This is a genomic window from Steroidobacter gossypii (genome assembly GCF_016801985.1).
Taxonomy (GTDB): Bacteria; Pseudomonadota; Gammaproteobacteria; order Steroidobacterales; family Steroidobacteraceae; genus Steroidobacter; species Steroidobacter gossypii.
In genome coordinates this window covers 173,388-194,718 of sequence record NZ_JAEVLS010000002.1, presented here as the reverse complement: position 1 = coordinate 194,718, position 21,331 = coordinate 173,388, and the positions used below count along the sequence as shown (strand labels likewise).

General features: G+C 62.2%; 28 protein-coding genes. 12 read left to right on the top strand and 16 right to left on the bottom strand.

The window, feature by feature from the left end; translation table 11 throughout:
* Positions 1–10: 10 nt before the first annotated feature.
* Together JM946_RS08290 and JM946_RS08285 are read right to left on the bottom strand one after the other, a co-directional pair.
* On the bottom strand, positions 11–1,669 hold the full coding sequence (locus JM946_RS08290) for a M56 family metallopeptidase (RefSeq protein WP_203166761.1): 1,659 nt from the start codon (positions 1,667–1,669) through the stop codon (positions 11–13).
* On the bottom strand, positions 1,670–2,047 hold the full coding sequence (locus tag JM946_RS08285; RefSeq protein WP_269140953.1) for a BlaI/MecI/CopY family transcriptional regulator: 378 nt from the start codon (positions 2,045–2,047) through the stop codon (positions 1,670–1,672).
* A 110-nt stretch (positions 2,048–2,157) separates the two neighbouring features.
* On the opposite strand from JM946_RS08285, the gene JM946_RS08280 reads away from it, so the two are divergent.
* Genes JM946_RS08280 through JM946_RS08270 form a run of 3 tightly spaced genes read left to right on the top strand, consistent with a single transcriptional unit; the run spans position 2,158 to position 4,561 of the window.
* On the top strand, positions 2,158–3,060 hold the full coding sequence (locus JM946_RS08280; protein WP_203166758.1) for an alpha/beta fold hydrolase: 903 nt from the start codon (positions 2,158–2,160) through the stop codon (positions 3,058–3,060).
* Positions 3,057–3,446: a GFA family protein gene (locus JM946_RS08275; RefSeq protein ID WP_203166756.1), complete on the top strand. Its 390-nt coding sequence runs from the start codon at positions 3,057–3,059 to the stop codon at positions 3,444–3,446. Before JM946_RS08280 ends, JM946_RS08275 begins: the two co-directional genes overlap by 4 nt.
* A gap of 47 nt (positions 3,447–3,493) precedes the next feature.
* Positions 3,494–4,561, top strand: a complete 1,068-nt coding sequence (locus tag JM946_RS08270; RefSeq protein WP_203166755.1) for a class I SAM-dependent methyltransferase — start codon at positions 3,494–3,496, stop codon at positions 4,559–4,561.
* A gap of 4 nt (positions 4,562–4,565) precedes the next feature.
* Here the strand turns inward: JM946_RS08270 and JM946_RS08265 are convergent, their stop codons facing one another.
* The 5 genes from JM946_RS08265 to JM946_RS08245 all read right to left on the bottom strand — a co-directional run bounded on the left by JM946_RS08265 (position 4,566) and on the right by JM946_RS08245 (position 7,957).
* Complete coding sequence (locus JM946_RS08265; RefSeq protein ID WP_203166754.1) at positions 4,566–5,150, bottom strand: pyridoxamine 5'-phosphate oxidase family protein; 585 nt, start codon at positions 5,148–5,150, stop codon at positions 4,566–4,568.
* Positions 5,151–5,211: 61 nt separating this feature from the next.
* Positions 5,212–6,423, bottom strand: coding sequence for a glycosyltransferase (locus JM946_RS08260; RefSeq protein WP_203166752.1), 1,212 nt, complete (start codon positions 6,421–6,423; stop codon positions 5,212–5,214).
* 162 nt (positions 6,424–6,585) lie between these two features.
* A complete protein-coding gene (locus JM946_RS08255; RefSeq protein WP_203166751.1) occupies positions 6,586–6,963 on the bottom strand; it encodes a hypothetical protein in 378 nt (125 codons plus the stop codon).
* Positions 6,960–7,283: a heavy-metal-associated domain-containing protein gene (locus JM946_RS08250; protein ID WP_203166749.1), complete on the bottom strand. Its 324-nt coding sequence runs from the start codon at positions 7,281–7,283 to the stop codon at positions 6,960–6,962. Before JM946_RS08250 ends, JM946_RS08255 begins: the two co-directional genes overlap by 4 nt.
* Before the next feature lie 11 nt (positions 7,284–7,294).
* Positions 7,295–7,957 carry a hypothetical protein gene (locus JM946_RS08245; RefSeq protein WP_230979574.1) on the bottom strand — a complete coding sequence of 221 codons (663 nt, stop codon included), beginning with the start codon at positions 7,955–7,957 and terminating at the stop codon, positions 7,295–7,297.
* Positions 7,958–8,223: 266 nt separating this feature from the next.
* On the opposite strand from JM946_RS08245, the gene JM946_RS30945 reads away from it, so the two are divergent.
* From JM946_RS30945 to JM946_RS08225, 5 genes are all read left to right on the top strand, one after another.
* Positions 8,224–8,358 carry a hypothetical protein gene (locus tag JM946_RS30945; RefSeq protein ID WP_269140952.1) on the top strand — a complete coding sequence of 45 codons (135 nt, stop codon included), beginning with the start codon at positions 8,224–8,226 and terminating at the stop codon, positions 8,356–8,358.
* 102 nt (positions 8,359–8,460) lie between these two features.
* Positions 8,461–9,255: an SDR family oxidoreductase gene (locus tag JM946_RS08240; protein WP_203166747.1), complete on the top strand. Its 795-nt coding sequence runs from the start codon at positions 8,461–8,463 to the stop codon at positions 9,253–9,255.
* 309 nt (positions 9,256–9,564) lie between these two features.
* Positions 9,565–10,368, top strand: a complete 804-nt coding sequence (locus tag JM946_RS08235) for an SDR family oxidoreductase (RefSeq protein ID WP_203166746.1) — start codon at positions 9,565–9,567, stop codon at positions 10,366–10,368.
* Positions 10,369–10,436: 68 nt separating this feature from the next.
* Positions 10,437–11,075, top strand: coding sequence for a glutathione S-transferase family protein (locus JM946_RS08230; protein ID WP_203166744.1), 639 nt, complete (start codon positions 10,437–10,439; stop codon positions 11,073–11,075).
* 2 nt (positions 11,076–11,077) lie between these two features.
* Positions 11,078–11,491 carry a cupin domain-containing protein gene (locus tag JM946_RS08225; protein WP_203166742.1) on the top strand — a complete coding sequence of 138 codons (414 nt, stop codon included), beginning with the start codon at positions 11,078–11,080 and terminating at the stop codon, positions 11,489–11,491.
* 135 nt (positions 11,492–11,626) lie between these two features.
* Here JM946_RS08225 and JM946_RS08220 read toward each other — a convergent pair whose 3' ends face one another.
* Positions 11,627–13,063, bottom strand: coding sequence for a PhoX family protein (locus JM946_RS08220; RefSeq protein WP_203166740.1), 1,437 nt, complete (start codon positions 13,061–13,063; stop codon positions 11,627–11,629).
* A 161-nt stretch (positions 13,064–13,224) separates the two neighbouring features.
* Here JM946_RS08220 and JM946_RS08215 point away from each other — a divergent pair, with 161 nt between their 5' ends.
* The gene (locus JM946_RS08215) at positions 13,225–13,689 is read left to right on the top strand and encodes a DUF1801 domain-containing protein (RefSeq protein ID WP_407700526.1); all 465 of its coding nucleotides are present in this window, start codon (positions 13,225–13,227) and stop codon (positions 13,687–13,689) included.
* Positions 13,690–13,880: 191 nt separating this feature from the next.
* Here the strand turns inward: JM946_RS08215 and JM946_RS08210 are convergent, their stop codons facing one another.
* The 3 genes from JM946_RS08210 to JM946_RS08200 form a co-directional block, all read right to left on the bottom strand.
* Positions 13,881–14,102 (bottom strand): hypothetical protein, encoded by a 222-nt coding sequence (locus tag JM946_RS08210; RefSeq protein WP_203166737.1) that lies wholly within the window; start codon positions 14,100–14,102, stop codon positions 13,881–13,883.
* Positions 14,103–14,150: 48 nt separating this feature from the next.
* The gene (locus JM946_RS08205; RefSeq protein WP_203166736.1) at positions 14,151–14,312 is read right to left on the bottom strand and encodes a hypothetical protein; all 162 of its coding nucleotides are present in this window, start codon (positions 14,310–14,312) and stop codon (positions 14,151–14,153) included.
* 191 nt (positions 14,313–14,503) lie between these two features.
* Positions 14,504–14,944, bottom strand: a complete 441-nt coding sequence (locus JM946_RS08200) for a hypothetical protein (RefSeq protein ID WP_203166735.1) — start codon at positions 14,942–14,944, stop codon at positions 14,504–14,506.
* 199 nt (positions 14,945–15,143) lie between these two features.
* Here JM946_RS08200 and JM946_RS08195 point away from each other — a divergent pair, with 199 nt between their 5' ends.
* Positions 15,144–15,452, top strand: a complete 309-nt coding sequence (locus JM946_RS08195) for a hypothetical protein (RefSeq protein WP_203166733.1) — start codon at positions 15,144–15,146, stop codon at positions 15,450–15,452.
* A complete protein-coding gene (locus JM946_RS08190; RefSeq protein ID WP_203166732.1) occupies positions 15,445–16,044 on the top strand; it encodes a hypothetical protein in 600 nt (199 codons plus the stop codon). The genes JM946_RS08195 and JM946_RS08190 overlap by 8 nt, the downstream gene beginning before the upstream one ends.
* Here the strand turns inward: JM946_RS08190 and JM946_RS08185 are convergent.
* From JM946_RS08185 to JM946_RS29950, 3 genes are read right to left on the bottom strand one after another with little or no spacing between them, the layout of a single operon-like run.
* The gene (locus JM946_RS08185) at positions 16,005–16,229 is read right to left on the bottom strand and encodes a hypothetical protein (protein WP_203166731.1); all 225 of its coding nucleotides are present in this window, start codon (positions 16,227–16,229) and stop codon (positions 16,005–16,007) included. The genes JM946_RS08190 and JM946_RS08185 overlap by 40 nt on opposite strands.
* Entirely contained in the window at positions 16,226–17,365 is a 1,140-nt protein-coding gene (locus tag JM946_RS08180; RefSeq protein WP_407700525.1) for a PepSY-associated TM helix domain-containing protein, read from the bottom strand. The genes JM946_RS08185 and JM946_RS08180 overlap by 4 nt, the downstream gene beginning before the upstream one ends.
* Before the next feature lie 56 nt (positions 17,366–17,421).
* Positions 17,422–17,574 (bottom strand): hypothetical protein, encoded by a 153-nt coding sequence (locus JM946_RS29950; protein ID WP_218042687.1) that lies wholly within the window; start codon positions 17,572–17,574, stop codon positions 17,422–17,424.
* Between the two features lie 105 nt (positions 17,575–17,679).
* On the opposite strand from JM946_RS29950, the gene JM946_RS08175 reads away from it, so the two are divergent.
* Positions 17,680–18,054, top strand: coding sequence for a SpoIIAA family protein (locus tag JM946_RS08175; protein ID WP_203166728.1), 375 nt, complete (start codon positions 17,680–17,682; stop codon positions 18,052–18,054).
* Between the two features lie 40 nt (positions 18,055–18,094).
* On the opposite strand, the gene JM946_RS08170 is transcribed toward JM946_RS08175, so the two are convergent.
* Entirely contained in the window at positions 18,095–19,732 is a 1,638-nt protein-coding gene (locus tag JM946_RS08170; protein WP_203166726.1) for a hypothetical protein, read from the bottom strand.
* 22 nt (positions 19,733–19,754) lie between these two features.
* Entirely contained in the window at positions 19,755–21,050 is a 1,296-nt protein-coding gene (locus tag JM946_RS08165; RefSeq protein ID WP_203166724.1) for a conjugal transfer protein TraF, read from the bottom strand.
* Positions 21,051–21,331: the final 281 nt, after the last annotated feature.

Sequence of the window (21,331 nt, the reverse complement as noted above, 5' to 3'; positions counted from 1 at the left end):
GACGCTGGAATTACTGCTGCAGCCAGTGCCAGGCCACCGTAACGCGGTTTCCTTTGGCATCCCTCACCGCCGTACCCCGCGCGATGTCGCCGATATGAGCCCCCGGCAGAGCGTTCTCGACGAAATGCCGTGATTCGTTCGGATCGGCGATGATGTTTCGCCGCCCTCCCCGAACGAATTGCCCCTCCGCGCTCAACGCTATCCACAGCTCCGTTCCCTTGGCGAGGCCAACGTTGAGCGCGGCCGGATCGGCGCGTTCGATCATGAGGCGCTCATTGTTCGTTTTGTCGATCAGCAGCGGCTCCAGCCAGCGGCGGTCCCGTTGGATCGCAGACAGATCGATAGCAGGCGCCGCCGCGTCGAGAGCCGTGGCGCCTGGATTCACTCCCAGAATCACCATGGCCGGGTTCGGGCCGAATCGCATCGAGGCCAGGCTCAGTTGTAGAAACAAGGGAGTCGTGGCGGCTGGCTGACCGAGCAGCTCGACGAACATGTTTTGCAACTCGTCGCTGGGAATCGGATTGTCCTGCCACGCGGGCCGAAACTCGAGGTGATGGCGAACCACGCGGCCGTCCTTGTCCGCGGCGATGAATACAAACGGCGTCTTGGACCGGTCGGTGTTCAACATGCCCGGCTCGAAGTGGGCAAGGACCTCCACGAGCGACTGCCACTGCAGTTCCAGCTCCTTCTGCGGAGAGAGCACGCGAGGCACGCCATCGACTGATCCTGCGGTCCGATGCGGTGTCCACGGGCGACCGGCGGGCGGATCCAATGCTGCAGCGGACGCGCAGATCGCCATGGACGCAAGCGCGAGAAGCGCGGTCAATGGCTTGTCGTGCGCTCCGCGCGAACGGAGCATCGATCGGATTCTCTTCTCGAGCGACGATGCAGATTCGATCAGCGCCGGAACGACAACCCTGTCGTGTGCGCCTAGTGACGCCGCATCGACAAGCACCTGACCGTACTCGCCGGCCTCGAACCGAGTTCGGAGCACGCGTCGATCGCAATCCAGCTCGATGGCCAATCGCAGCTTTTTGAGGTGCCACCACAGTGCGAGGTTCCAGGGAAAAACAATCAACACGCCGATGGCGGCGCCAATCAGCCATTGGTCCTTCGCTCGGACATGCTGCAGTTCGTGCGCAATCACCATCTCCCGCTGGCGGGCGCTCATCTGGCGAATCCACCCCGGAACAAGAATGACTGGATTCATCAGGCCGACGACGGCAGGCCCGATGCTTTCAGTGATCACGACCTGGTGACCCGCAACGACGGTGACCTCCCCAAGCCGCTGCTCTCGCCTCACCGCATGAAGTCCGAGCGCGAACATGATCGATGCCGCTGCCGATAAACATAGCCAGAGGGCACCCAACCACTGGTCGATCGCCTGCGTCCCGACGTTCTGTATGAGTGGCGCCTGGATCGAAACTCCGGACGAGCCCATGGCATCGAAGTTGGTGACCGCCGGAGCTCCCACGACCTCCAGAATTCGCTCGCTTACGGGAACCGGCGCGAACGTTTGAATGAGCGGAATGGAGACTGACAAGGCCATTGCCGCTACCCACGCCCATCGGGATGGGAATCGACCAAGCGAGGCGGCACGTTCCCAGGCAACCGCAGCCAGACCGGCCAGCGCAGCGACCAGCGTCGCATACAGCATCCATTTCAGCACTTAGGTCTTCCTTTTCGAGTCCGCGTTTTCGTTCAGGATCGCTTGAATGCGCTGCAGCTGATCTTTCGACAGCTTGTGATCGTCGACCAGCTGAGCGAGCAGTAGATCAGCCGATCCGCGGAACAACCTCTTGGTGAGCTGCCGCACTGCTGTTCGCCGCAGAGCCGCCTGGTCCACAATCGCCTCGTAACGATGCGCGCGGCCTTCGACAGAATGTCGCACGCACTTCTTCGATTCGAGATTCTGCAGAATCGTGAGCACCGTCGTATACGCAAGCTTGGCGCGCAAGCCGCTCAAGACTTCGTTGACGGTCGACGGCCCGCGCCGCCAAAGCACGTCCATTACCTCACTCTCCCTGCTGCCAAGCGAAATCTTCATACCGCCTCGACTGACTACTAAGCACATAGTACACGATAAATACTATGTGTATAGTAGTAACGCCTCGGATCGGGTAAAGTGAGCTCGACAGGTAAACGGACTTCGGCGCCATGCGTTTGCTCACCAGCATCATCCTTCTGTGCATCTGGTCCTCGGCCCAGGCGCAGGTCGCCAGCATTCCGGCACCCTCCCCTACCGTGGGATTTCGGGATGCCGCGGTTGGCGGCGAAACGATTCGTTATATGTGCCAGGGCGCCGGCAGCCCGACGGTGATCGTCGAGCAAGGCGGCGGCATTTCGCTCGAAACGGTTTTTTCCTGGAAGCGAGCTGTAGGCTGGGCCGCGCTGGCGCCAAAGATTGCGGCGGCGACACGGATTTGCGTTTACGACCGCGTCGGGCTGGGCCGCAGCAGCAAGGCTGAGCGTGCACGCACCAGTTTTGATATTGCAGCCGAGTTGCACGCGCTGCTCGCCCAAGAAAAGATCGCTGCTCCGTACGTGCTGGCAGGTCAGTCGCTGGGCGGCATGAACGCCCTCGCCTTTGCCACTCAATATCGCGCCGAGGTCGTCGGGCTGTTGCTGGTGGACTCATCGCATCCACAACAACTGGCGCGGACCAATGCCGTGCTCCCAGCGCGAGGCGACGACGAATCGGACTTGATGCGGGCGTTTCGTGAAGGGCCTGACAGAACTGGCATGGGTGGAGAATGGTTCGACTTCGCGAAAAACAGCGCTCGGTTCGAAGGCGGCATGAGCATCGGAACGCTTCCATTGGTCGTGCTCACGCGCGCGCCACAATCTCCCGACGATAAAATGCCCCTGCCCCGGGATTGGCAGATCGCGATCGAGTCCGTGCATCAGCAGCTGCAACGGGAACTCGCCGGCGTTTCCATGAACAGCAAGCACATTGTTGCCCGGAAGGCCGGTCACAATATTCAGCTGGACGAGCCACAGCTCGTGCTCGATGCAATCATGAGTCTCATCGAACAGTCACGGGAAGGCGACAAGCAATGATTCAGGGTGCGTGTCTGTGCGGCGCCGTTCAGTGGCGGTTCGAGGGCGTGCCGGATGGGGCCACGGCATGCAATTGCACGGCTTGCCGTCGCTATGGCGTGCTGTGGGCGTACGACTATGAAGGCGAAGGAATCACCGTTTCGGGGTCGACGCAGGCATATATCAGAGGCAAGGCGCTGAGCTTCAATTTCTGCCCCACCTGCGGCTGCGTGACGCATTGGCGAGCGCTGAAACAAGATGAGGCTGGGCGGCGGAGAATCGCGGTGAATCTGCGGCTGGCGGAGCCGGAGGCGGTGGCCGGGATCGCCATCGATCACTTCGACGGCCTGGACACCTTCGAGGACCTGCCGCGAGATGGGCGGTGTGTCGCGGACTATTGGTTCTGATTCGTGGATAATGCCCGCACATTGCCTCATGCATTCGGGTGATCGACTTGACGGAAACACCGGGCCGCGAGAAACCGCTCTACGAAGCCATCATTGACGCCCAGAAACTCGCTTTCGCACCGCTATCGTTTCATGCCGCGCTGGCCTTGAGAGACCTGGGCATCCTGGCCATCCTCGCCGATCGCAGACAGGAAGCGCTCACAGCCGAACGCATCGCGGAGCTCGCAGGACTGCCGATCTACGGGGTGAAGGTGCTGCTCGAGTCCGGCGTCGTGTGCGACCTGATCGCGCTGGAAGGCGAGCGCTTCCGCATTCGACAGCTTGGCATGCTGGTGCTTCGAGATCCGATGACCCGAGTCAACATGGATTTCACCGCGGACGTTTGTTATCGCGGCATGGCGCGTCTTCAAGAGACGGTCACCACCGGCAAGCCCACGGGGCTGCGTGAGCTGGGATCGTGGAACACGATCTACGAAGGCCTCACCCAATTGCCCCCGAAGACCCAGCAAAGCTGGCTCGCGTTCGACCACTACTACTCGGATCCGATGTTCCCGGTGGCGCTGCCGCTGGTGTTCGCGGACAAGCCCAAGCGACTGCTCGACGTCGGCGCCAACACTGGCAAATTCGCGCTCGCCTGCCTGGAGCACGATGCGCAGGTGAACGTCACATTGCTGGATTTCCCCGGACAGCTCGAGCTGGCGCGGCAGGACATCGCGGCCAAGGGACATTCGGCGCGCGCGATCTACCACCCCATCGACTTCCTGGACGCGTCGGCCGAGTTCCCGCCGGATCAAGACGCCATCTGGATGAGCCAGTTCCTGGATTGTTTCGGCGAAGACGAGATCGTTTCGATTCTGGAGCGCGCGCGACGCGCCCTGGCGCCGAATGGTCGCATCTATATCATCGAAACGTATTGGGACAACCAGGAGCACGCGGCCGCGCGTTTCGTGATCGCGATGACGTCCTTGTATTTCGCTTGTCTCGCCAACGGCAACAGCAAGATGTATCGCGCCGACGACATGCGTGGCTGCGTGAAGCGCGCCGGACTTCAGCTCGAGCGCAAGCTGGAGCGGTTCTCCAACAGCCACACGATGTTTGTTTGCCGCCCGGCCTGAGCGCTCAGGCCTTTCTCGGCGGCACCACCTCTTTCCAGGCTGGGTTCGATTTCCAGCCTGGTTCCAGCGGCGGCTGATCGGCGCGGGGAACATAGGGAGAAGGCTTTCCCGCCGCCAGGTCCGGAATGTAACGCGGGCAATTGGGAAAGATGTCGATCGGCGTGACCCGCACCAACGCCTGCGCCCCTACGAACTGCTCCATCAGCGGATCTTCGAACGCGACCTCTGCGCGCCCGTTGACGCGCAATCGCTTGGACGCGTCTCCCATCCGAATGAACAACAGCCCCACGAATGGATTGAGGCCGATGTTCCCAAGGGTTTTGAACATGCCATTGCCGTCGTAGTCCGGCCAGACCAGCAGATCGGGTTGCACCACGCGCACGAAGCCCGGCGCCCCGCCCTTGAAGGAACAATCCGGATGTCCGTCCGGCGAGGCGGTGGCGACGAAGAAAAAATCCAGCGACTGAATGAACTGCCCGTCCTCGTCGGTGAATGCGGAGCGACGCAGACACTCGACCAACCGATCGGCCAGCGCGGTCGAACCGAAATGCTGCTGCAGATCTCGGTTGCCTCGATGAAACATCGCCATGGGATGCCTCCGGCTCGCTTGGAGCAGGCCGGAAGCATACACCTTGTCCGCCACCCGCTAGCTATGCGGTTTCAAGCAACAGCTTCGCCGCCCGCATCGCGCCATCGTCGATGATGGTGTCAGCGACTGCGAGCGCCCGCACACGAGTGCCCTCGGTCAGTGCGCATTCGAGCGCGGCGGAAAACGATTCCGCTGTCGGCATCGGGCCGTCATGGGCGGCGCCGATGCCCAAGTCCCACACCCGGCTGGCCCAGTACGGCTGATCCATGAGCTGCGGCACGACCACCTGCGGCGCGCCCGCCCGAGCGGCGGCGGTCGTTGTGCCGGCGCCGCCGTGATGGACGACCGCAGCTACGCGAGGGAACAACGCCTGCTGGTTGATCTCACCGATGATGAAACAGTCTTCACGATCATCCACGAGAGCCAGATCCGCCCAACCGCGCGAGATGAGAACGCGGCGACCGTGCGCTCGCACGACCTCGACTGCCATTCGCGCGAAATCTTTTGGCGCAGGCAGGCTACCGAAACCTATGTAGACCGGCGGCGTACCCGCATCGAGAAAGCTCATTAGATCATCGGGCAGCGGCCGCTCATCGGGCCAGATCCAGGCACCAGTCTGCACGACCTCGAGCGGTGCCGGTCGCTTCCACGGCGCAATCACCGGATCCGCGGCAAGCATCGGCCGATCGGTGTAACAGTGGTCGCGTATGTTATCGAGCTTCGGCAAGCCGACAGAGTCGCGCAAAGGATGCAGCCCCTCACCGAACACCTCATTCATCACCTGCACATCTCGCTCCCACAGCGCGTGGTTGTCGGTCACGCCAGGCGGATGAGGATGGTTCGGATATTCGTGAGGTCTCTGATGGGGCGAAGGCAAAAAAATCGGGCAAAACGCAGCCAGCGCATATCGCATGCCTCGCTTCTCCGCGACCGATCGTGCGGCGGCCACTGAAGAAAACAGGCCGGTGGCCACCATCATCTCGCAGCCCTCTGCCGCCGCATCGATCGCTTGGTACTGCGCAGCCATGACCTGCGCGGCGAGTTTGGGCAGCGAGATCGTCGCGCGCTTCGGCATGATTTCCGCGAGCCACTGACGCACGGACGTGAACGCCGGCAGCAACGGCACGCCGGCGTTGGCGAACAGCGCTTTGAACTCCTCATCCGGAGGTGCACACACCCGTGCATCCGTCCCCAACCTGCGCAAAGCGACCGCAAGCGCGAGCACTGGCTGAACATCTCCACGGGATCCGAAAGTGGTCAACAACACACGCATGGCACCGCTCCCTTGACGACGAGGCCGGCGATGCTGCCCCAGCGCCGGGGCCTTCCAGCAAGATCCCTCCTGCGGTATATTCTCAGCACGGCGAGGGGGACTCGGTTTCCGATCGCAAAAAGGCGTCTCATCGAGACGCCTTTTTATTTGCCGCACCGACTGTTAACTCGACATCGAGAGCCAGACAAAGGTCGCGCCGACGGCATAGGCGGCTGCCGCCGTCCAGAACAGCACGCCGCTCGCCCGCCGCAATTTCATGCAAGCGCTCGCAGCCGCAGGCTCCGACGGGCACGGCAATCTCGCCGCGACTCGTAGCATGATGCCGCTGATCAGGAGCGCTCCGCCGGCCACCGAAAACACCAGCCCCTTGTGTTCGCTGAGCCAGACGAGCTGAGGCACTGCCGAGACCAGGCCGACCAACACCGCGCCAGCCCCCAGCGATACCAGCAATGCCGGCAATACGCAGCACACCAGGGTCGCCGAACTCGCCAGCAGCGCGGCCACTGACGCACCGAGGGTTCGCTTCAGCGTGACCCTCATTGGCTCTGCTTCAACCGCGACCGCAACTCGTCCATGGAGCGCTGCGTGCGTTCGATGGCCTTGACGTCGTATCCGGCGTCGGTGAGCGCCTTGCGCAAGTCAGCGTCGGCGATATCGGTTCCGTCCTTGGTGACGATGGCCACCAGCCTGTTCTCGAGACTCACCAGCACGTCCTGCGTGGCCGGGTTCTTGCGCAAAGTTTTCTCGATGCCTTGCGCGCAGAAGCTGCACACCAATCCATTCACCTTCATCTCGATAGTAGTAGCGTCCGCGCCGGTGGCGAGCAGCGTGAACGCCAGCAGGAAATTGGAGGTTCTCATAACGATGTTTCCTAGAAATTGATCATGAGCATGGCCTGCAGCTTGCCTTCGCGGGTCGCGCCAGCTTCCAACCATGCGTTGCCTTTGAAGAGCCGCAGGAGAGCGGCCCACTCGGTGCCGTTGAACAGATCGCCGGTGTATTCGCGAGCCTGGACGACGAACCAGATCGCGAGCGTTTCGTAGTCGTGGGCGTACGGCGCGACGCCCAACTGCAAGGTGTCGATCCTGTGACTAAAGGCGCTGCCATCGTGATAATCCGTGCGGAGCGAGGCGTACACACGGCGAGTTTCGTAATCGAGCTGCCCGCCGGCATGCCAGGCGAACTGGTTATCGCCCGTCTCGCCGATGTGCGCTCGCCCGAGTCCGCCCCAGACGAACACGTTGGCCTGTGCCGATTCCAAGTTCCAGCGCCTGGGCAGGTAGTTGAAACGCAAATAAGTGATATCTCGGGTGTCGTCGTCGACTTCGCTGTTCAGCGCAAGATGGCCGCCGCCTACCGAGTACCGAAAGGTCGGCGCGTAGAACGCCTGGAACTCGGTCATCGTGCCGGCGCCGTATTCCGACATCACGGTGGTGCCATCGGCGAAGGCGATAGGTTTGGCCACCGCACTGACGCAAGTGGCGCAACTCAGGAACGCCGTCGACAGTGCGAGGCGCCCAGGAAGATGCTTCATGGGATGACTCCAAGAGGTAACGATGCCTGCGGCCTGGGGCCGCGATGGTTACGAGCTCGGAATCAGGCGATCGGCGGGGGGACCCACGGTGCGTAGCTGAGAGCGGCGAAGTCCGGCTGGACGAAGGAAAAGTTCGTACTGTAGCTCGCGAGACGAACCGGAGTGGCGACGACCAGGAAAGCTTGCGACACGGTGCACTGAGCAGTGCAGCTCATGCCGGCCATTGCTCCATCGGGACAGCAGGCACAGTCCTTTTGCATGACCTCATGACCGGCGCAGTGCTGCTCTTGTCCATGATCCGCCGGCATGCCCGCCCCCACGGCGACGACGCCTTGCAGTATCAAGGCGATGAACAGCATCCAATGGAAGACGTGCCGGCGCATAAGGCGACTGCAGTGTAGCGCATGACGTCGTTCGCATCCAAGTCGCCTTAGTTCCCTTCAAGCGCACGCCCCCCTCATCGCCGACCATGCTTCCGACGAAGCTGATCGGAGCGGCAGATCATGAAAATCGTGGTGGTTGGCGGCAGTGGCCTGGTGGGCGCGAAGCTGGTGAGCAACCTGCGGCACCGAGGTCACGAAGTGGTGCCGGCGTCACGGCGATCCGGCGTCGACACGCTCACCCGTGAAGGTCTCGCTGAAGCGCTCGCCGGCGCCGAGGTGGTGGTGGATGTCACCAACTCGGCTTCGTACCACGACCCTGAAGTCACTCAATTTTTTCGCTGCTCCTCCCGCAACCTGATCGAGGCTGCACGGGCCGCGCGCGTGAAGCATCACATGGTGCTGTCGATCGTAGGCACGGATCGTCTGCTCCAGAGCAGTTACTTCCGCGCCAAGATGATCCAGGAAGATCTGGTCAGCTCATCGCCGATTCCTCACACCATTCTGCGTTCGACTCAGTTCTACGAGTTCATGCCGCGCATTCCCGAATCGGATGCGGACGAGCGCACCGTGCGTGCTTCGCCTGCTTTGGTTCAGCCGTTAGCGTCTGGTGAAGTCGCCGCTGCGCTCGCCGATCTGGCAACGACAGCGCCACGCAATCGCATGATCGAGTTCGCCGGGCCGGAGTGCTTCCGACTCGATGAGATCGTGCAGCGCGTGATGCACGCTTATCAGGATCGACGTGAAGTCGTCACAGACACGCATGCCCGATATTTCGGCGCGCTGCTGGCCGAGGACACGTTGACGCCGGATGAAGGAGCCATCATCGGCGTGGGAACGTTCGAAGATTGGTTGAAACACTCCGCGGCTCGGGCAACCCAATCACGCAGCAGCGAGTTGTCCGCGATGAGTGTTTGATCATTGCCCGCCCTAGCAACGAAGAAGACGGGCTGTCAGGTCGTCGAGGGGCCGTTCGTGAAGGCGCATTTTCCACCCGTTCATGCGCGATTCCACCCTGCTGGCGCCATCGCCACGGGGCGGCGAATGGTTACACGACGATGCGACGGCGGGCATTCCCCGGCTCCACTGATCCAGATCGCAGACCCATCGCCCCACACGCATCCAAGTCACCGCCGGCTTCGCCAAGAGATCCGACGCGGCGCCGAGCAGGATGGCATCACACGGCACTCGTGTGAACTCGACCCGACAACAGCGTAGGAGCAAAGTATGAAAATCGTAGTGATCGGCGGCACGGGCCTCATCGGCTCGAAGCTCGTCAACAAACTTCGCCAGGCGGGGCACGAGGTGCTGGCCGCGTCGCCAAACTCGGGAGTCAACACCATCACTGGCGAAGGCCTCGCCGAAGCGCTCACCGGCGCTCAAGTCGTGGTCGACGTGGCCAACTCGCCATCCTTCGAAGCTGCGGAAGTGCTGAAGTTCTTCGAAACCTCCACCCGCAATCTGCTCGCCGCCGGGGAGCGCCTCGGCATCAAACATCACGTCGCCTTGTCGGTGGTGGGCACCGATCGCCTGCAGGACAGTGGTTACTTTCGCGCCAAGCTGGCGCAGGAGAAGCTGATCAAGGCCTCCTCCATCCCCTATACGATTCTGCATTCCACGCAGTTCTTCGAGTTCATCAACCGTATCGCGGAGTCCACGGCCGACGGCAAGAGCTTGCGTGTCTCGGACGCGATGATTCAGCCCATTCTGTCGGACGACGTCGTCGCCGCACTCGCCGATATCACTCTCGGCGCACCGCTGAATGGCACGGTGGAAGTTGCCGGCCCGGATCGCTTTCATCTCGACGATCTCGTGAGGCGCACGCTGAAGGCCACCGGTGATAACCGGGCAGTGATCACGGACAAGAACGCCGGCTACTTCGGCGCTCTGTTGCAGGAAGAGTCGCTCACTGCGAGCGCCGGTGCGCGCATTGCCGCGACGCGTTACTTCGACTGGCTGAGCTATTCGGCTGCTCAGCCTGGTGCGCAGAAAGCCACGAGCGCGGCAGCCGCATCGGCTGCCCGCCACTGAGGCGGGGATCCAGGTTCGATGCGCCTGCCTTGTAGAGGCGCATCGATCGATGGACCCGGAGAAACATCATGAAGCTGTACTACTTTCGAGGCGCCTGCTCGCTGGCCGACCACATCGTGCTCGAATGGACCGGCGCCCCATATCAAACGGTCGAGATGAGCCACGCCAATCTCAACTCGCCGGAGTACCTGGCGCTGAATCCGGCCGGCACCGTGCCGTTGCTGATCGACGGCGACTTACATCTGACCCAGAACGCCGCGATCCTGACCTACCTCGCCGAACAGTATCCGCGAGCTCGCCTGCTCGGTCGTGGCAGCGTGCGAGAACGGGCCGAAGTCATGGATTGGTTGAGCTTTCTCAACTCGGATGTCCATCCCGCGTTCAAGCCCATCTTTTCGCCCGCTCGCTTCCACCCCGACACCAAACATTCGTCGGCCGTGGCCGATACCGCGCGGGATCGCGTGCGCGCCTACCTCGCCATTCTCGAGTCGCGACTCGAAGATCGGGACTGGCTCAACGGTGAGCGGTCGATTGCCGATCCTTATCTGTTTGTCATGCTGCGCTGGGCGCTGCGCCTGAAGATCGGCCTCGACGCATACAAAGGTCTCACCCGCTTTCTCGATCGGATGTACGCCGACCCTGGCGTGCGCGCCGCTGTCCTGGCCGAGGAAGGCACTTTCGCAAACGATCTCCAACCGAGGAGCTGATCATGTTCAAACTCAAGCAATGTGGAATGGCGCTCGCGGCCGCGTGCGCCTTGATGACGACCGCGCAGGCGAACGATGTCGACGCCGCTCACCCCAAGGTGACCGAGCTGTTCACCAAAGCGCTGTCGGACTATCCGGGCAAGGAAGCACTGATGATCACAGTGGAATTCCCTCCGGGCGCGATGGACCCCGTACACAAGCACGATGCGCACGCCTTCGTGTACGTGGTCGAAGGCTCGATCGTGATGGGCGTCAAAGGTGGACGCGAAGTGACCCTGAAGGCCGGCGACACGTTCTACGAAGCGCCGACCGACATCCACACGGTTGGCCGGAACGCCAGCAAGACCGAGTCGGCCAAGTTCCTGGTGCTGCTGCTCAAGAATCAAGGCGAGCAGTTCTTCAAACCGCTGAACTAGCCCCGCGGGCGTGGCGCCATGAAACCTTGGATCTCGCGAGCGCTCTGGCCTGAGAGCGCTCGTCCAATGGATCGACGCGCGCTATCCCTTGAGTCGCCTGGTGAAGCGGGGGCGCAGATGCGCCCCCGCCTCTTTTTACAGCGCGCCGTTGTCCCAGGGACCGGTGATCGCAAACGTGATGCCTGGCGACTGCAGGTTCACGAACATCCACTTCTCGTAGAAGCAGGCTCCGCACCACTCGCTGCCGGAGTAGTTGCCCGGGCGAACGGTGCTGAGGATCTTGCCGCCGGCTTTGAAGATGGCGTCGGCGCGAGCGATCTGACCCTGGTTCAGATTCACATTGTTTTCAGCGAAGACGAACGTTCCGCCGCTCTGAGTCAGGCCGCGCAGGCGCTGGATGTTGTTGCCACCGTCCTCGCACAGGATGATGCCGCCACGCGGACTCACCGCAATGTTGTCCGGATTGTTACATTCGGTGTTGCTGACGCCGCTGCCCATGGAGTTGAACACCATCTGCAGCTGCTCGCGACGCGGGTCGTAAACGAACACTTGCCCCTGGCGCGCCATGCCGCCATTGGTGCAAGTGAAATAGATCTTGCCGCTGTCGTAGAAGCAACCCTCGGGGCGAGAGAAACACGCGCGTCCCGGCGCCGAGTTGTAGATGCGACCGTTGATCGCTTCCACGTCGGTCACGCGCACCCACTCCACATCCCAGGTCGTGCCCGCGGGGAAATCGACATACGCGCCATTCAGGCCGCTGAAGTTGAAGTCGTCGGCGCCGACCACCTTGAGCGCGAACAGTTCGCCACCTTCCGCCAGCTTGCCGTACTTCTTCGGCACGAACTTGTAGAAGCCGCCCGGAGTCACGTCCTCGGTCTGATACACGTTGCCGGTGGCAGGATCCACCGCAACCGCTTCCCAGTCGGACTTGCCCATGGCGCGCAGCGGTCGGCCGGTCGCCGTCCCATACCCCGGCACTTCGAAGATCCAGCCGTGCCGCACGCCTGCCGGAGAAACGTTGCCCGCTTCTTCGCAAGTCAACCACGAACCCCACGGAGTGCGTCCACCGGCGCAGTTACGAATGGTGCCGGTGAGCGATGCATGCGAGCTCAGGAACTTCCCGGCCACCGCGTCGAACAATACGTTGGTGGTGCCGCCGAAGCCGTAGCCCGGATCGTAGGCGGCCGGCGCGTTGAAGGCGATGCCGCTGGTGCCCTGTTCATGGTTGCGGACCAGCGCGATTTCATTGCCGCGCGCCGCAACGACGTCCATGCCATCATGCACGGCCGGTGTGCGCTGGCCATCGGCCATGACGTGACCCGTCCAGCCGTAAGTCATATAGGAGAAGCCGGCCGGCAACGAGATCAACGGCAGGCCGGTGGTGAGGTCGCGCACCGGCGCGACCGGACCGTAATCGTCCGAATACGGCAGCTCCACGGCATGGGCTTCGCGACGCGCCAGCATCGCGGCGAAAGAAATCGACGCGGCGCCGACGACGCCGTTCCTGATGAAGTCACGACGGCTGGTCACCGGCCGCGCTTCGTCGGCCGATTCACGCAAAGAATCGCTCATGGCTAACCCCTTATCTTCTTGACAGATGAACGCGAGACTGCCGCTTGCGTTCGCGCAGCGAACACGGCAACAACGTGCGGAGGGTGAGCCGAATATGTTTAACTACCGTGTCATGGGAACGATAATTGTGTGACGAGCGTCGCTTGACTAAGATTGCCGGCATGAAACAAACCGACGCCAGCGCAGCGGCCTCCGCATCGGAACTCATTTCAAAAAGAATCGCGGAGCTGGGCGACTGGCGCGGCAAGACGCTGGCCAGAATGCGCAAGCTCATCAAGGAAGCCGTTCCCGACGTGGTCGAGGAATGGAAATGGATGGGCACGCCGGTGTGGTCGCGCGGCGGCATCATCTGCACCGGCGAGTCCTATAAAAGTGTGGTCAAGCTGACCTTCGCCAAAGGCGCGTCATTGCAGGATCCCGCCGGGCTGTTCAACTCGAGCCTGGAAGGCAACGTTCGCCGCGCCATCGACATTCGCGAAGGCGAAGAGCTCGATGCCTCCGACTTCAAGGCGCTGGTGCGCGAGGCGGTCGCGCTGAACGCCGCGGCTAAATCGAGCAAGGCCAAGACCACCAAGGCCAAAGCTGCACCCAAGAAGAGAGCGAAGTCCGCGAACAAGAAGGCTTAGCACGGGCTGCAGCCCGCGTTCAGCGCTACCACCACGGTAATGCTCGAAGCCCAGATCGATGTTGTCCGACAGGTAGGGATCGAGCGCGGGGTTGTTCAGGTCGCCTGCGACACATCGGCGTGCGAATCGATACGCCGGCCCACATGTCAGTCGGATTTGCCGCGGGTCATGGTCTTGGACGCTCCAGTGCACTACTGCCCAGGCTTGGGAACGTATCGGCTCGCCTCCCATTGGGCCGCGAAGCTCGCGGTGAACCGGCGGTAGTCCGACTTCGGCACTGCAAGCCATTCCGCCATCTGCCGCAGCAGCGCCATACGCTCCCGGTCCGGCGGACCTTCCACATGCGCCATTTTGGCGGCGGCGAACAGTATTGTTTCCTTGCGCTCCGCCGCTACGTCCCGCATGACAGCCATGAGCTCGGGCCACCGTTCACGCGTCGCGCCGACCACGAACCATAGTTGCTATTCCAGGCTCTCCAACACGGCTTCGGGCGCCTGCTCCCGAGCGGCAATGCTCAGGAGCAAGACCATTTCGTCGATCTCGTTTCTGGTCAACTCTCCATCGGACGCTGCCATCATGATCATCGCGACCATGCTGTGAGCGATGACTGACCTTTCATCCACGTGCTTGCCTCGCATTTCGATCTGGCAGTCCGAGCGGCCATGACTGCCATGATTGTGCAAGCAGCAACGCCTGCTCCGCGAACTGGAAGGCCTCGTCCGGTGTGCTGGCGCGAATCGAACGATCCATCGCTGCGTGCAGCCGATTCGAGCGGGGCGATAAGACCCTGAACAGGCGCTGTAGCATTGCGCAGCTATGCTCCCAGCAAGTCATCGCGCATCTGACGCAACATCTGCTTCAGCTGCGGATCGGTAAAAGCAGCATGTGAATCGAGCTCATCGATCCACACCAGCGCTCGCGTTCTGGAAACATATTGACGAGTCGCGGCGATGTACAAAATCAGGTGCGTCGGGCCGAGAACGCGTTTCGCGATGCGCCACGCGCCGGTCTCCGCATCTGCAGCGCCTTCCGCGCGGGCACGTTGCGCGAAACTGAGTGAGAGCTCGTCCATCAGCTTTCGATGCATCTTCAACCCGTGCCCCTGCGCCACCTGCTCGGAGGCGAACTCCTCGAGACTGAGTGCGCGCACCGGCTTGAAGCCATTCAACGGCGCCCAGCGATCCAACCAGCGACGCCAGCGCGGCCGTTGAAAAATCGAAACGTTGTTACATCCGGCGCACCACGCGAGGGACATCGTTGTCGACGGCTCATCCAGTACGCGAGCATGGGTCGGTGACGCGGGCGTGGTCTGCAAGTACGTCGCACATGCAATACAAGTCACATAGGGCCCGTACACATTTTGTTTCCTCGAGGGGGCCGACGGCGCGTTGCCGAGCATGTCACAGCCCTTTATAGTTTTGTTACTCGCGGAAACCGCGGCGGCAGGGAGTCACATGCAGACTGAAGCAGCACCGGCGCCAAAGTTACTGGTCTCGGCATCCCGCGCCGACATTCAAGCCGCGCTGCAAGCGGCGCTCACACCGGAGCAACTGCAAAGCATCAAGATCGAGCAGAGCCCGGAACCGGAGAATCCGTTGCTGAGACGACGCGGCGTCGACCCGGAAGCGCTCAGCGCGGTCGTCACATTCGTCAGCGGCGCCATGGCTGGCGGCATGCTCTACGATCTGGTGAAGCAGACCATGCTCGCGCTGTCCCGCAAGCTGGGAAAAGACCGCGTCAGAGAGGTGCGGCCGGATGAGTGACGGCTGCGCTCACTGCGGGCACTCGTTCACCGAACCGTACGGATACTTCTCGGTCGACTTCGCCCGCTACTACAGCCGCAAGCCGCTGTGTCTATTCAGCTGGTGTTTCCAATGTAGCCACATCACCGTGGCCAGGCAGCCTTGGTATTTCCGGCTGGTTCGCATGCCACTGTGCAAAGTGCAGCGAACGCTGCCATCCAGCGCACTGGTCGACCTGCCCCGCTGTGAAGCGAACGATCCGGAGGCGGGAACTTTCGTCGGCTCTCACCTCATGCGCATGGTCTGGCATTGCGTCAACGCGCGGGTGGCTGCAGAGCGCGGCCATGAGGATCACGAAGCGGCGCTGCACCTTGCTCTGGAGAAGCTCGCACCTCGCGAGGTCGCGCTGATGATCATGATGACGGTGGCAGCGCGGCGGTTGATTCCGCTCGAGCAGCAGATCCAGGAAGGGATGTACCTGAAGGATCTCTTCACGGTGGGACGCTTCAAACAGTGGCTTGCGACCTGTCGTGATCGCCAGGCCGCGGCAGGAACTCTGGAAATGCTGCGAGCTTACGAGGCGTCCGGAACCGAAGACGCGGGCGCGCCCTGAGCGGAGTCGCTACGAGTACGTCGCGGCGCGTACCAGCAACACACCAGCACCGGCACAGCCAATGTGATCCAGGCGAGGACGTCGCCGGCATCGTCTGAAACCAGCGCCGAGATCAGCCCGATCGAAGTGAGCACTGCCAGGACGATGGGCGCCGTCCACACCCGTATGGGACGTTTGCCGCTCATGACGTCGCTCCTTCCGGCGCCAGCATGCCCAAGCGCGCTTCGACCGGAACATTGCGCTTCTTGAGCCACAGATACACGCCACTGCCGAGCACGACGATGGCGAGAATGTCGAGCAGCGCCCACAAAATCTTCAGCACCATGCCGCCGTAGTCGCCGAAGTGCAGCGGCTGCGACACGAGCAGCGCCTTCACATACCACGGCATCGAACGACTATCGATCATCGCGCCGGTGCTCGCATCGATCAGCACCGGGGTGAGCAGCTTCGATGTGAGCGGTGTCGAGCCATGCATGAAGGCGATGTAGTGATGCGGAGTGGCGTAGTCGGTGCCGGGGAACGCCATGAAGCTCAGATCGGCGTCGGGCACGGTCGCCCGCGCCGTCGCGACTGCCTGATCGGCGGAGCTGAACTGCGTGAGCGGCGGCTGGCCCTTGTACTTCGCGGTCATGTCGGTGACCTCGTTCTGTTGCCACAAGCCGAGGATGGGAACCGCGAGTGTGTTGATCACGCCGGTCACGCCCACCACCATCAACCACATCAAGGTCGCGATGCCGAGCAGGTTGTGCAGGTCCAGCCATTTGATGCGCGAGGAACGTTCATGCCGGACCGAGCCGAACGGCAGCTTGCGCATGAAGGGACCGTACACGACGGTGCCCGACACCAGCGACGCCGCCAGCAACAACCCCATGAAGCCGAGGAACAACGTGCCCGGCAACCCGGTGAACATGTCGTAGTGCAGGCGGAACATGAAATTCATGAAGCCCTGGTTGAGCGGATACTCGTGCAGGAAGTCGCCGGTGCGCGCGTCATACATATAGAAGGCCGACGACTCGGGTGAGCTCGGCGTCTCCGCCATCGACAGGAACCACGCCTCCGGTTCATCGGCATCGCGGAACAAGTAGGTGACCACGTCGTCCGGGCGCCGCGCCCGAGCGTCCGCGACGATCTCGTCGATGCTGACGCGCGTGGTCACACCCGGCATTTCGGGCGGCTCGATGGAGTAGCCGGTGGCATGGTCGATCTCGTGATAGAAGATCAACGGCAGGCCGGTGATGCACAACATGAGCAGAAACAGGGTGGACACCAGACTGGTCCACTTGTGCACCCAGTACCAACGGCGAATCGCGGTCGCGCTCAGCATGAGATCCATCCCTAAGAGTAAGCCGTTGTTATACCGTCAGACGGCGGTCAGATTCAAATGCGAACCATTTCCGGCTGATAATAGTTAGCATCCATGTCGTCCTGAACAGCGCCCTGTCGGCGCTCTGCCAGGACCTCGGCATTAAGATCTAAGTTATTGATGCGCTTCGGATTCCTTGCGGACGCCATGGTCACCGCGTGGTTCACGGGTCGCGCTGATCCACAACGCGTGGTACGAGCCTCGAGCGGAGCGCCCAGGTGCTGCGATGCGCTTCGGCGTTCCGCAAGAGAGGCTCTGTAGAATGTCCGCTCATGACGAGCGAACCCGCCGACAAACAAGTGACCGTGGAACTAGCCGACACTCTCATCGTCGCCCGGATCCGGGGTCAACCGACCGACGCGGTATTGCAGGAATGCCAAGCGGAGGTCTTACAGCTGGCGCGGCACAGCGGGATACGCAAGGTCCTTTACGACGCCTTGCAGATGGACCCGCCGCACTTCAGCGTGCCTTGGGCGCAGAGGGCTCTGGATGAGCAGCTGGTGGATATGAAACTGCGCCGGGCCGTCGTCGTGCCGAACAGCAAACTGGCGTTTCTGGCGCGACTCGCCTTTGGCGAGGGCGACTATCGTGTTTTCTATGAAGACGCGGCAGCGGCCAGGCAGTGGCTGATCGAGCCAGAGCAGTGAGCAGGCAGGGTCGTTGCCGAGCCCTGCCGCCCAGTCAAACTCAGCCGATGGAGCCGAAACGTTCGATCAACGCGGCTTTGCAGGCCGCGTCGTTGGCGGGCACCGAGCCTGGCGCGAAGGCCGAAGGCATCGAGCCGGACCACGTCGACAAATCTCTGCCGAAATCGAAACGATAATCGCGTTCGGAGCCGCTGCCGGCGACCGCCTTCAACAACAGCGGGCGCACGCCGCCGGCGACTTCCACGCCCAAGGTCAGCGTGTGATCGTCGAGCAGGCTCCAGTGACCGCCGACGAGCAGCGCACCGTTAGGATCGGTGCTGCTGGTGGTGTCGAAATCGCCATCGTCGCCGGTATAGCGCACGCACACGTCGATCTCGCCCGAACGCGCATTCGCATCGCCGCTCAAGAAGAACAGCGCCGCGCCCTGCTCGTCCGGCTCGTTGACGGCCACGCCGAACGAAGTGTTGACGAGCGCCGCGAAGGTGCTGGCCGCCTCGGCCGGAATCTTCGCGCTGGCGCTGACCGAGTTGGACGCCGGATCGAAGTTGAAGGCCGGATCGATGAGCGCGCTCAAGTCCATATCCGCCTCGCCCAGCGCCGTGAGATCGGCGCCGAGTCGATTGCCCTGAGCGAGCTGGTTGCGAATCCAGTCGCTGAGGTCGCTCAGCTCGGGATCGTGCGGATTGGCCAACGCGCGCTCGGCCGCGATCATCTGCACGCGCAGAATCGCTTGCAGTTCTTCGATCGACGCCGCGCCGTGCACGCTCTCGATGAGCTCTTCGTTCAGACCGACGAGATCGGCGGCGAACTGAACGAGGTGGGAGTAGGACGCCGGATTGGTCAGCTGAAAATCGTTGGTGAGTGTCCGTCCCGGATGCAGCGCTGCGAAGATCGCCTCCCGCGCGGCGGCCTCGACGACAGCAGGATCGGAGAATGCATCACCGAAAGAAGTACCCTCGATCGTCCCGATCTGCCCGGCGATGGCGATATAGCCGGACGCCCAGGCGGCATGCTCCACATCCTCGAAGCTCGAAGACGACAGCGATAGATTGCCGACCTCGCCGAAGATGCGCGATAGGATCGCAGCCATCTGCGCCCGCGACGCGTTCGCCACATCGAGCAACGGATCGTCGTCCATCGTCCCCTCGAAGACGCCTGCATCCACGAGCGCCTGGAACTTCTGCTCCGGCGTTAAAGAGTCCGCCACCATGCTGGTTACGGGCGTGATCAGGCGCAGGTCGTCCCGATTCAACTCGCTGGAGCGCAGGCTGAGCACACCTTTGAACGGCAACTGCGTCACCGTGTCGTAGCCGCCGGTCACACGGATCAGCACGGTTTCGTTCGCATCGATCGCACCGCGCAGGCAGTGCTGTTTGAGTCCACCGGTTGCGCAGTAGTCGATTCCCGTCTTGTGGTTGTACGAGAAGTAACCGTCGACGTCGGTGATGGCGCGAGGTTCGAAGGCGTCGAGCTGACCGTTGCCGTTCACGTCCACATAAACGTTGGCGCCAGCGAGATAACCGTCGACGGCGCGCGCATGAAACGTGCGGCTGCTCGCGCCGCTGCCGTTGTTGCTGCTACCGCCGTCCTGCGTGCCCTGGCTGCCACCGCTGCACGCAGCCAGTCCGAGCGAGGCGATGGCGGTCGCACCCGCCAGAATCCTGTTACGAATCTTCATTCTGTTCTCCATCTCTTCCCGATCAATAGCTCATCTCGAACCCGAGGTTGAACGCCATGGTTCGAGGCACAGAGCTACCGTCGATCTTGGTCGATTCGAGGCCGCAGGCCACGTCCAAGTGCACGCTGCCGAAGAATGTGAAGCCCACCGAGGCCGAACTCAGTTCGGTGCCCGCCAGGTTCTTGCGATAGCCCAGACGGAAGTCCGGCAGCCAGTTCGTTTCCGTCTTGTAGCCGAGCGCGACCTTCAGGTTCTGGTTGAGATCGCCGACCGGATCGTGCACGTCGTTGAGATCGACGCTGGCCGCGAGCGAGCCCGCGCCGGAGCCGAAGAACATCGCGCCTTCCAGCGTGGCAAGACGTTCCAGCGTCCAGGTTTCGTTGAGCGCGATGCGGTCGCTGTAGAAAGCAGCCGTGTAGCAGTTGTACTGCGCGCTGCCGCTCAGAGCGCCGCAGTTGCTGCCGATGGCGCCATACTTGAACTCGGGCTCGGTCAGATTGGCGAGCGTCACGCCGACGCGATATTTGGAGAAGTCGAAGATGGCGCCGACATCGAGCGTCACGTTGCTCGACTTGCGCTCGTTGGCGTCGTAGCTGTCCTTGAGAATGTCTTCGACATCCTCGTCGTCTTCGACCGAATCCAACGCCACGACCTGTTTGCTGAGCTTGGCCTGCAGATAGCGCAGGTTGCCGCCGACGATCAGCTGACCGGCGCTCGGCTTCCACACCGGACGGCTGAAGCCGACCGCAATCTCGTTGATCTGCCCGGCCTTGACGTACGCGGCCGACGCGGTCTCGACTTCTTCGGCGACCGGGTTGTAGGTCAGCGGCGCATCGAGAAATCCGAGTCGCGCCTGAGCGCTGAGGTTGGCGTCGGCGGTGAACACGCCGAAGCTGCTGCGATAGAGCATCGGGAACAGCGGCACTTGCACGCCGCCATGCACCTTGACGTAACCGTCCCTGCTCAGCGGTTCGAGGATGCCGTTGAAGCGCTCGACCAGCGCGTTGCCTTCGGATAGCGAAATGTTGTCGCGATCGAGCTCGTCGATCAGATCGTCGATCTCGTCGGCGAAGTTGTCGACCGGGCCCACTTCCGTGCCCAGGCCGAACGAGCTGAGGATGCCCATGCGAAACTTCGCGTTGGGCGCGATCGCGAATTCGGCGCCGGCCGGATTGCGCGTGGCATACAGCGAGGTCCATGCGCCGGATGCACCATTGTCGGAAAGATTGGGCCCCGCATCCAGGAACCCGGGCGCCGCCATCGACGCGCACGAGAACAACACCGCGCCAACGGCAGCGGCAACAACGAAACTCTTCACAGAAATGGACCTCCGACTCGCTTTGCTTGGTCGGCTTCGCAGCGCGCCTGCCAGTGTCGATGGCGCTGTGCCGGGAGCCTTCGGTGTACAGCGGCGCTGATTCATGCAACTGAAGCGGCGCGGCCGAGTGGGTTCGAATTGTTTGACGCCGATCACACGACAGAGCGGCGAGGCATCGACGACCGTCAACGTTCTGTCGCGCTGCGGGTCCGTTAAAGTCCCGAGGCAACCCTGTATCAGATGTGCTAACACAGCTCACGCTGCATGTTGACCATGCAATA

What these genes read in the sequence shown, in the direction of transcription:
- JM946_RS08285 (WP_269140953.1), bottom strand. Translation starts at nt 2,047, where the DNA reads ATGAAGATTTCGCTTGGCAGCAGGGAGAGTGAGGTAATGGACGTGCTT.
- JM946_RS08280 (WP_203166758.1), top strand. Translation starts at nt 2,158, where the DNA reads ATGCGTTTGCTCACCAGCATCATCCTTCTGTGCATCTGGTCCTCGGCC.
- JM946_RS08275 (WP_203166756.1), top strand. Translation starts at nt 3,057, where the DNA reads ATGATTCAGGGTGCGTGTCTGTGCGGCGCCGTTCAGTGGCGGTTCGAG.
- JM946_RS08265 (WP_203166754.1), bottom strand. Translation starts at nt 5,150, where the DNA reads ATGGCGATGTTTCATCGAGGCAACCGAGATCTGCAGCAGCATTTCGGT.
- JM946_RS08260 (WP_203166752.1), bottom strand. Translation starts at nt 6,423, where the DNA reads ATGCGTGTGTTGTTGACCACTTTCGGATCCCGTGGAGATGTTCAGCCA.
- JM946_RS08255 (WP_203166751.1), bottom strand. Translation starts at nt 6,963, where the DNA reads ATGAGGGTCACGCTGAAGCGAACCCTCGGTGCGTCAGTGGCCGCGCTG.
- JM946_RS08250 (WP_203166749.1), bottom strand. Translation starts at nt 7,283, where the DNA reads ATGAGAACCTCCAATTTCCTGCTGGCGTTCACGCTGCTCGCCACCGGC.
- JM946_RS08245 (WP_230979574.1), bottom strand. Translation starts at nt 7,957, where the DNA reads ATGAAGCATCTTCCTGGGCGCCTCGCACTGTCGACGGCGTTCCTGAGT.
- JM946_RS30945 (WP_269140952.1), top strand. Translation starts at nt 8,224, where the DNA reads ATGACCGGCGCAGTGCTGCTCTTGTCCATGATCCGCCGGCATGCCCGC.
- JM946_RS08240 (WP_203166747.1), top strand. Translation starts at nt 8,461, where the DNA reads ATGAAAATCGTGGTGGTTGGCGGCAGTGGCCTGGTGGGCGCGAAGCTG.
- JM946_RS08235 (WP_203166746.1), top strand. Translation starts at nt 9,565, where the DNA reads ATGAAAATCGTAGTGATCGGCGGCACGGGCCTCATCGGCTCGAAGCTC.
- JM946_RS08230 (WP_203166744.1), top strand. Translation starts at nt 10,437, where the DNA reads ATGAAGCTGTACTACTTTCGAGGCGCCTGCTCGCTGGCCGACCACATC.
- JM946_RS08225 (WP_203166742.1), top strand. Translation starts at nt 11,078, where the DNA reads ATGTTCAAACTCAAGCAATGTGGAATGGCGCTCGCGGCCGCGTGCGCC.
- JM946_RS08220 (WP_203166740.1), bottom strand. Translation starts at nt 13,063, where the DNA reads ATGAGCGATTCTTTGCGTGAATCGGCCGACGAAGCGCGGCCGGTGACC.
- JM946_RS08215 (WP_407700526.1), top strand. Translation starts at nt 13,225, where the DNA reads ATGAAACAAACCGACGCCAGCGCAGCGGCCTCCGCATCGGAACTCATT.
- JM946_RS08210 (WP_203166737.1), bottom strand. Translation starts at nt 14,102, where the DNA reads ATGGCTGTCATGCGGGACGTAGCGGCGGAGCGCAAGGAAACAATACTG.
- JM946_RS08200 (WP_203166735.1), bottom strand. Translation starts at nt 14,944, where the DNA reads ATGTCCCTCGCGTGGTGCGCCGGATGTAACAACGTTTCGATTTTTCAA.
- JM946_RS08195 (WP_203166733.1), top strand. Translation starts at nt 15,144, where the DNA reads ATGCAGACTGAAGCAGCACCGGCGCCAAAGTTACTGGTCTCGGCATCC.
- JM946_RS08190 (WP_203166732.1), top strand. Translation starts at nt 15,445, where the DNA reads ATGAGTGACGGCTGCGCTCACTGCGGGCACTCGTTCACCGAACCGTAC.
- JM946_RS08185 (WP_203166731.1), bottom strand. Translation starts at nt 16,229, where the DNA reads ATGAGCGGCAAACGTCCCATACGGGTGTGGACGGCGCCCATCGTCCTG.
- JM946_RS08175 (WP_203166728.1), top strand. Translation starts at nt 17,680, where the DNA reads ATGACGAGCGAACCCGCCGACAAACAAGTGACCGTGGAACTAGCCGAC.
- JM946_RS08170 (WP_203166726.1), bottom strand. Translation starts at nt 19,732, where the DNA reads ATGAAGATTCGTAACAGGATTCTGGCGGGTGCGACCGCCATCGCCTCG.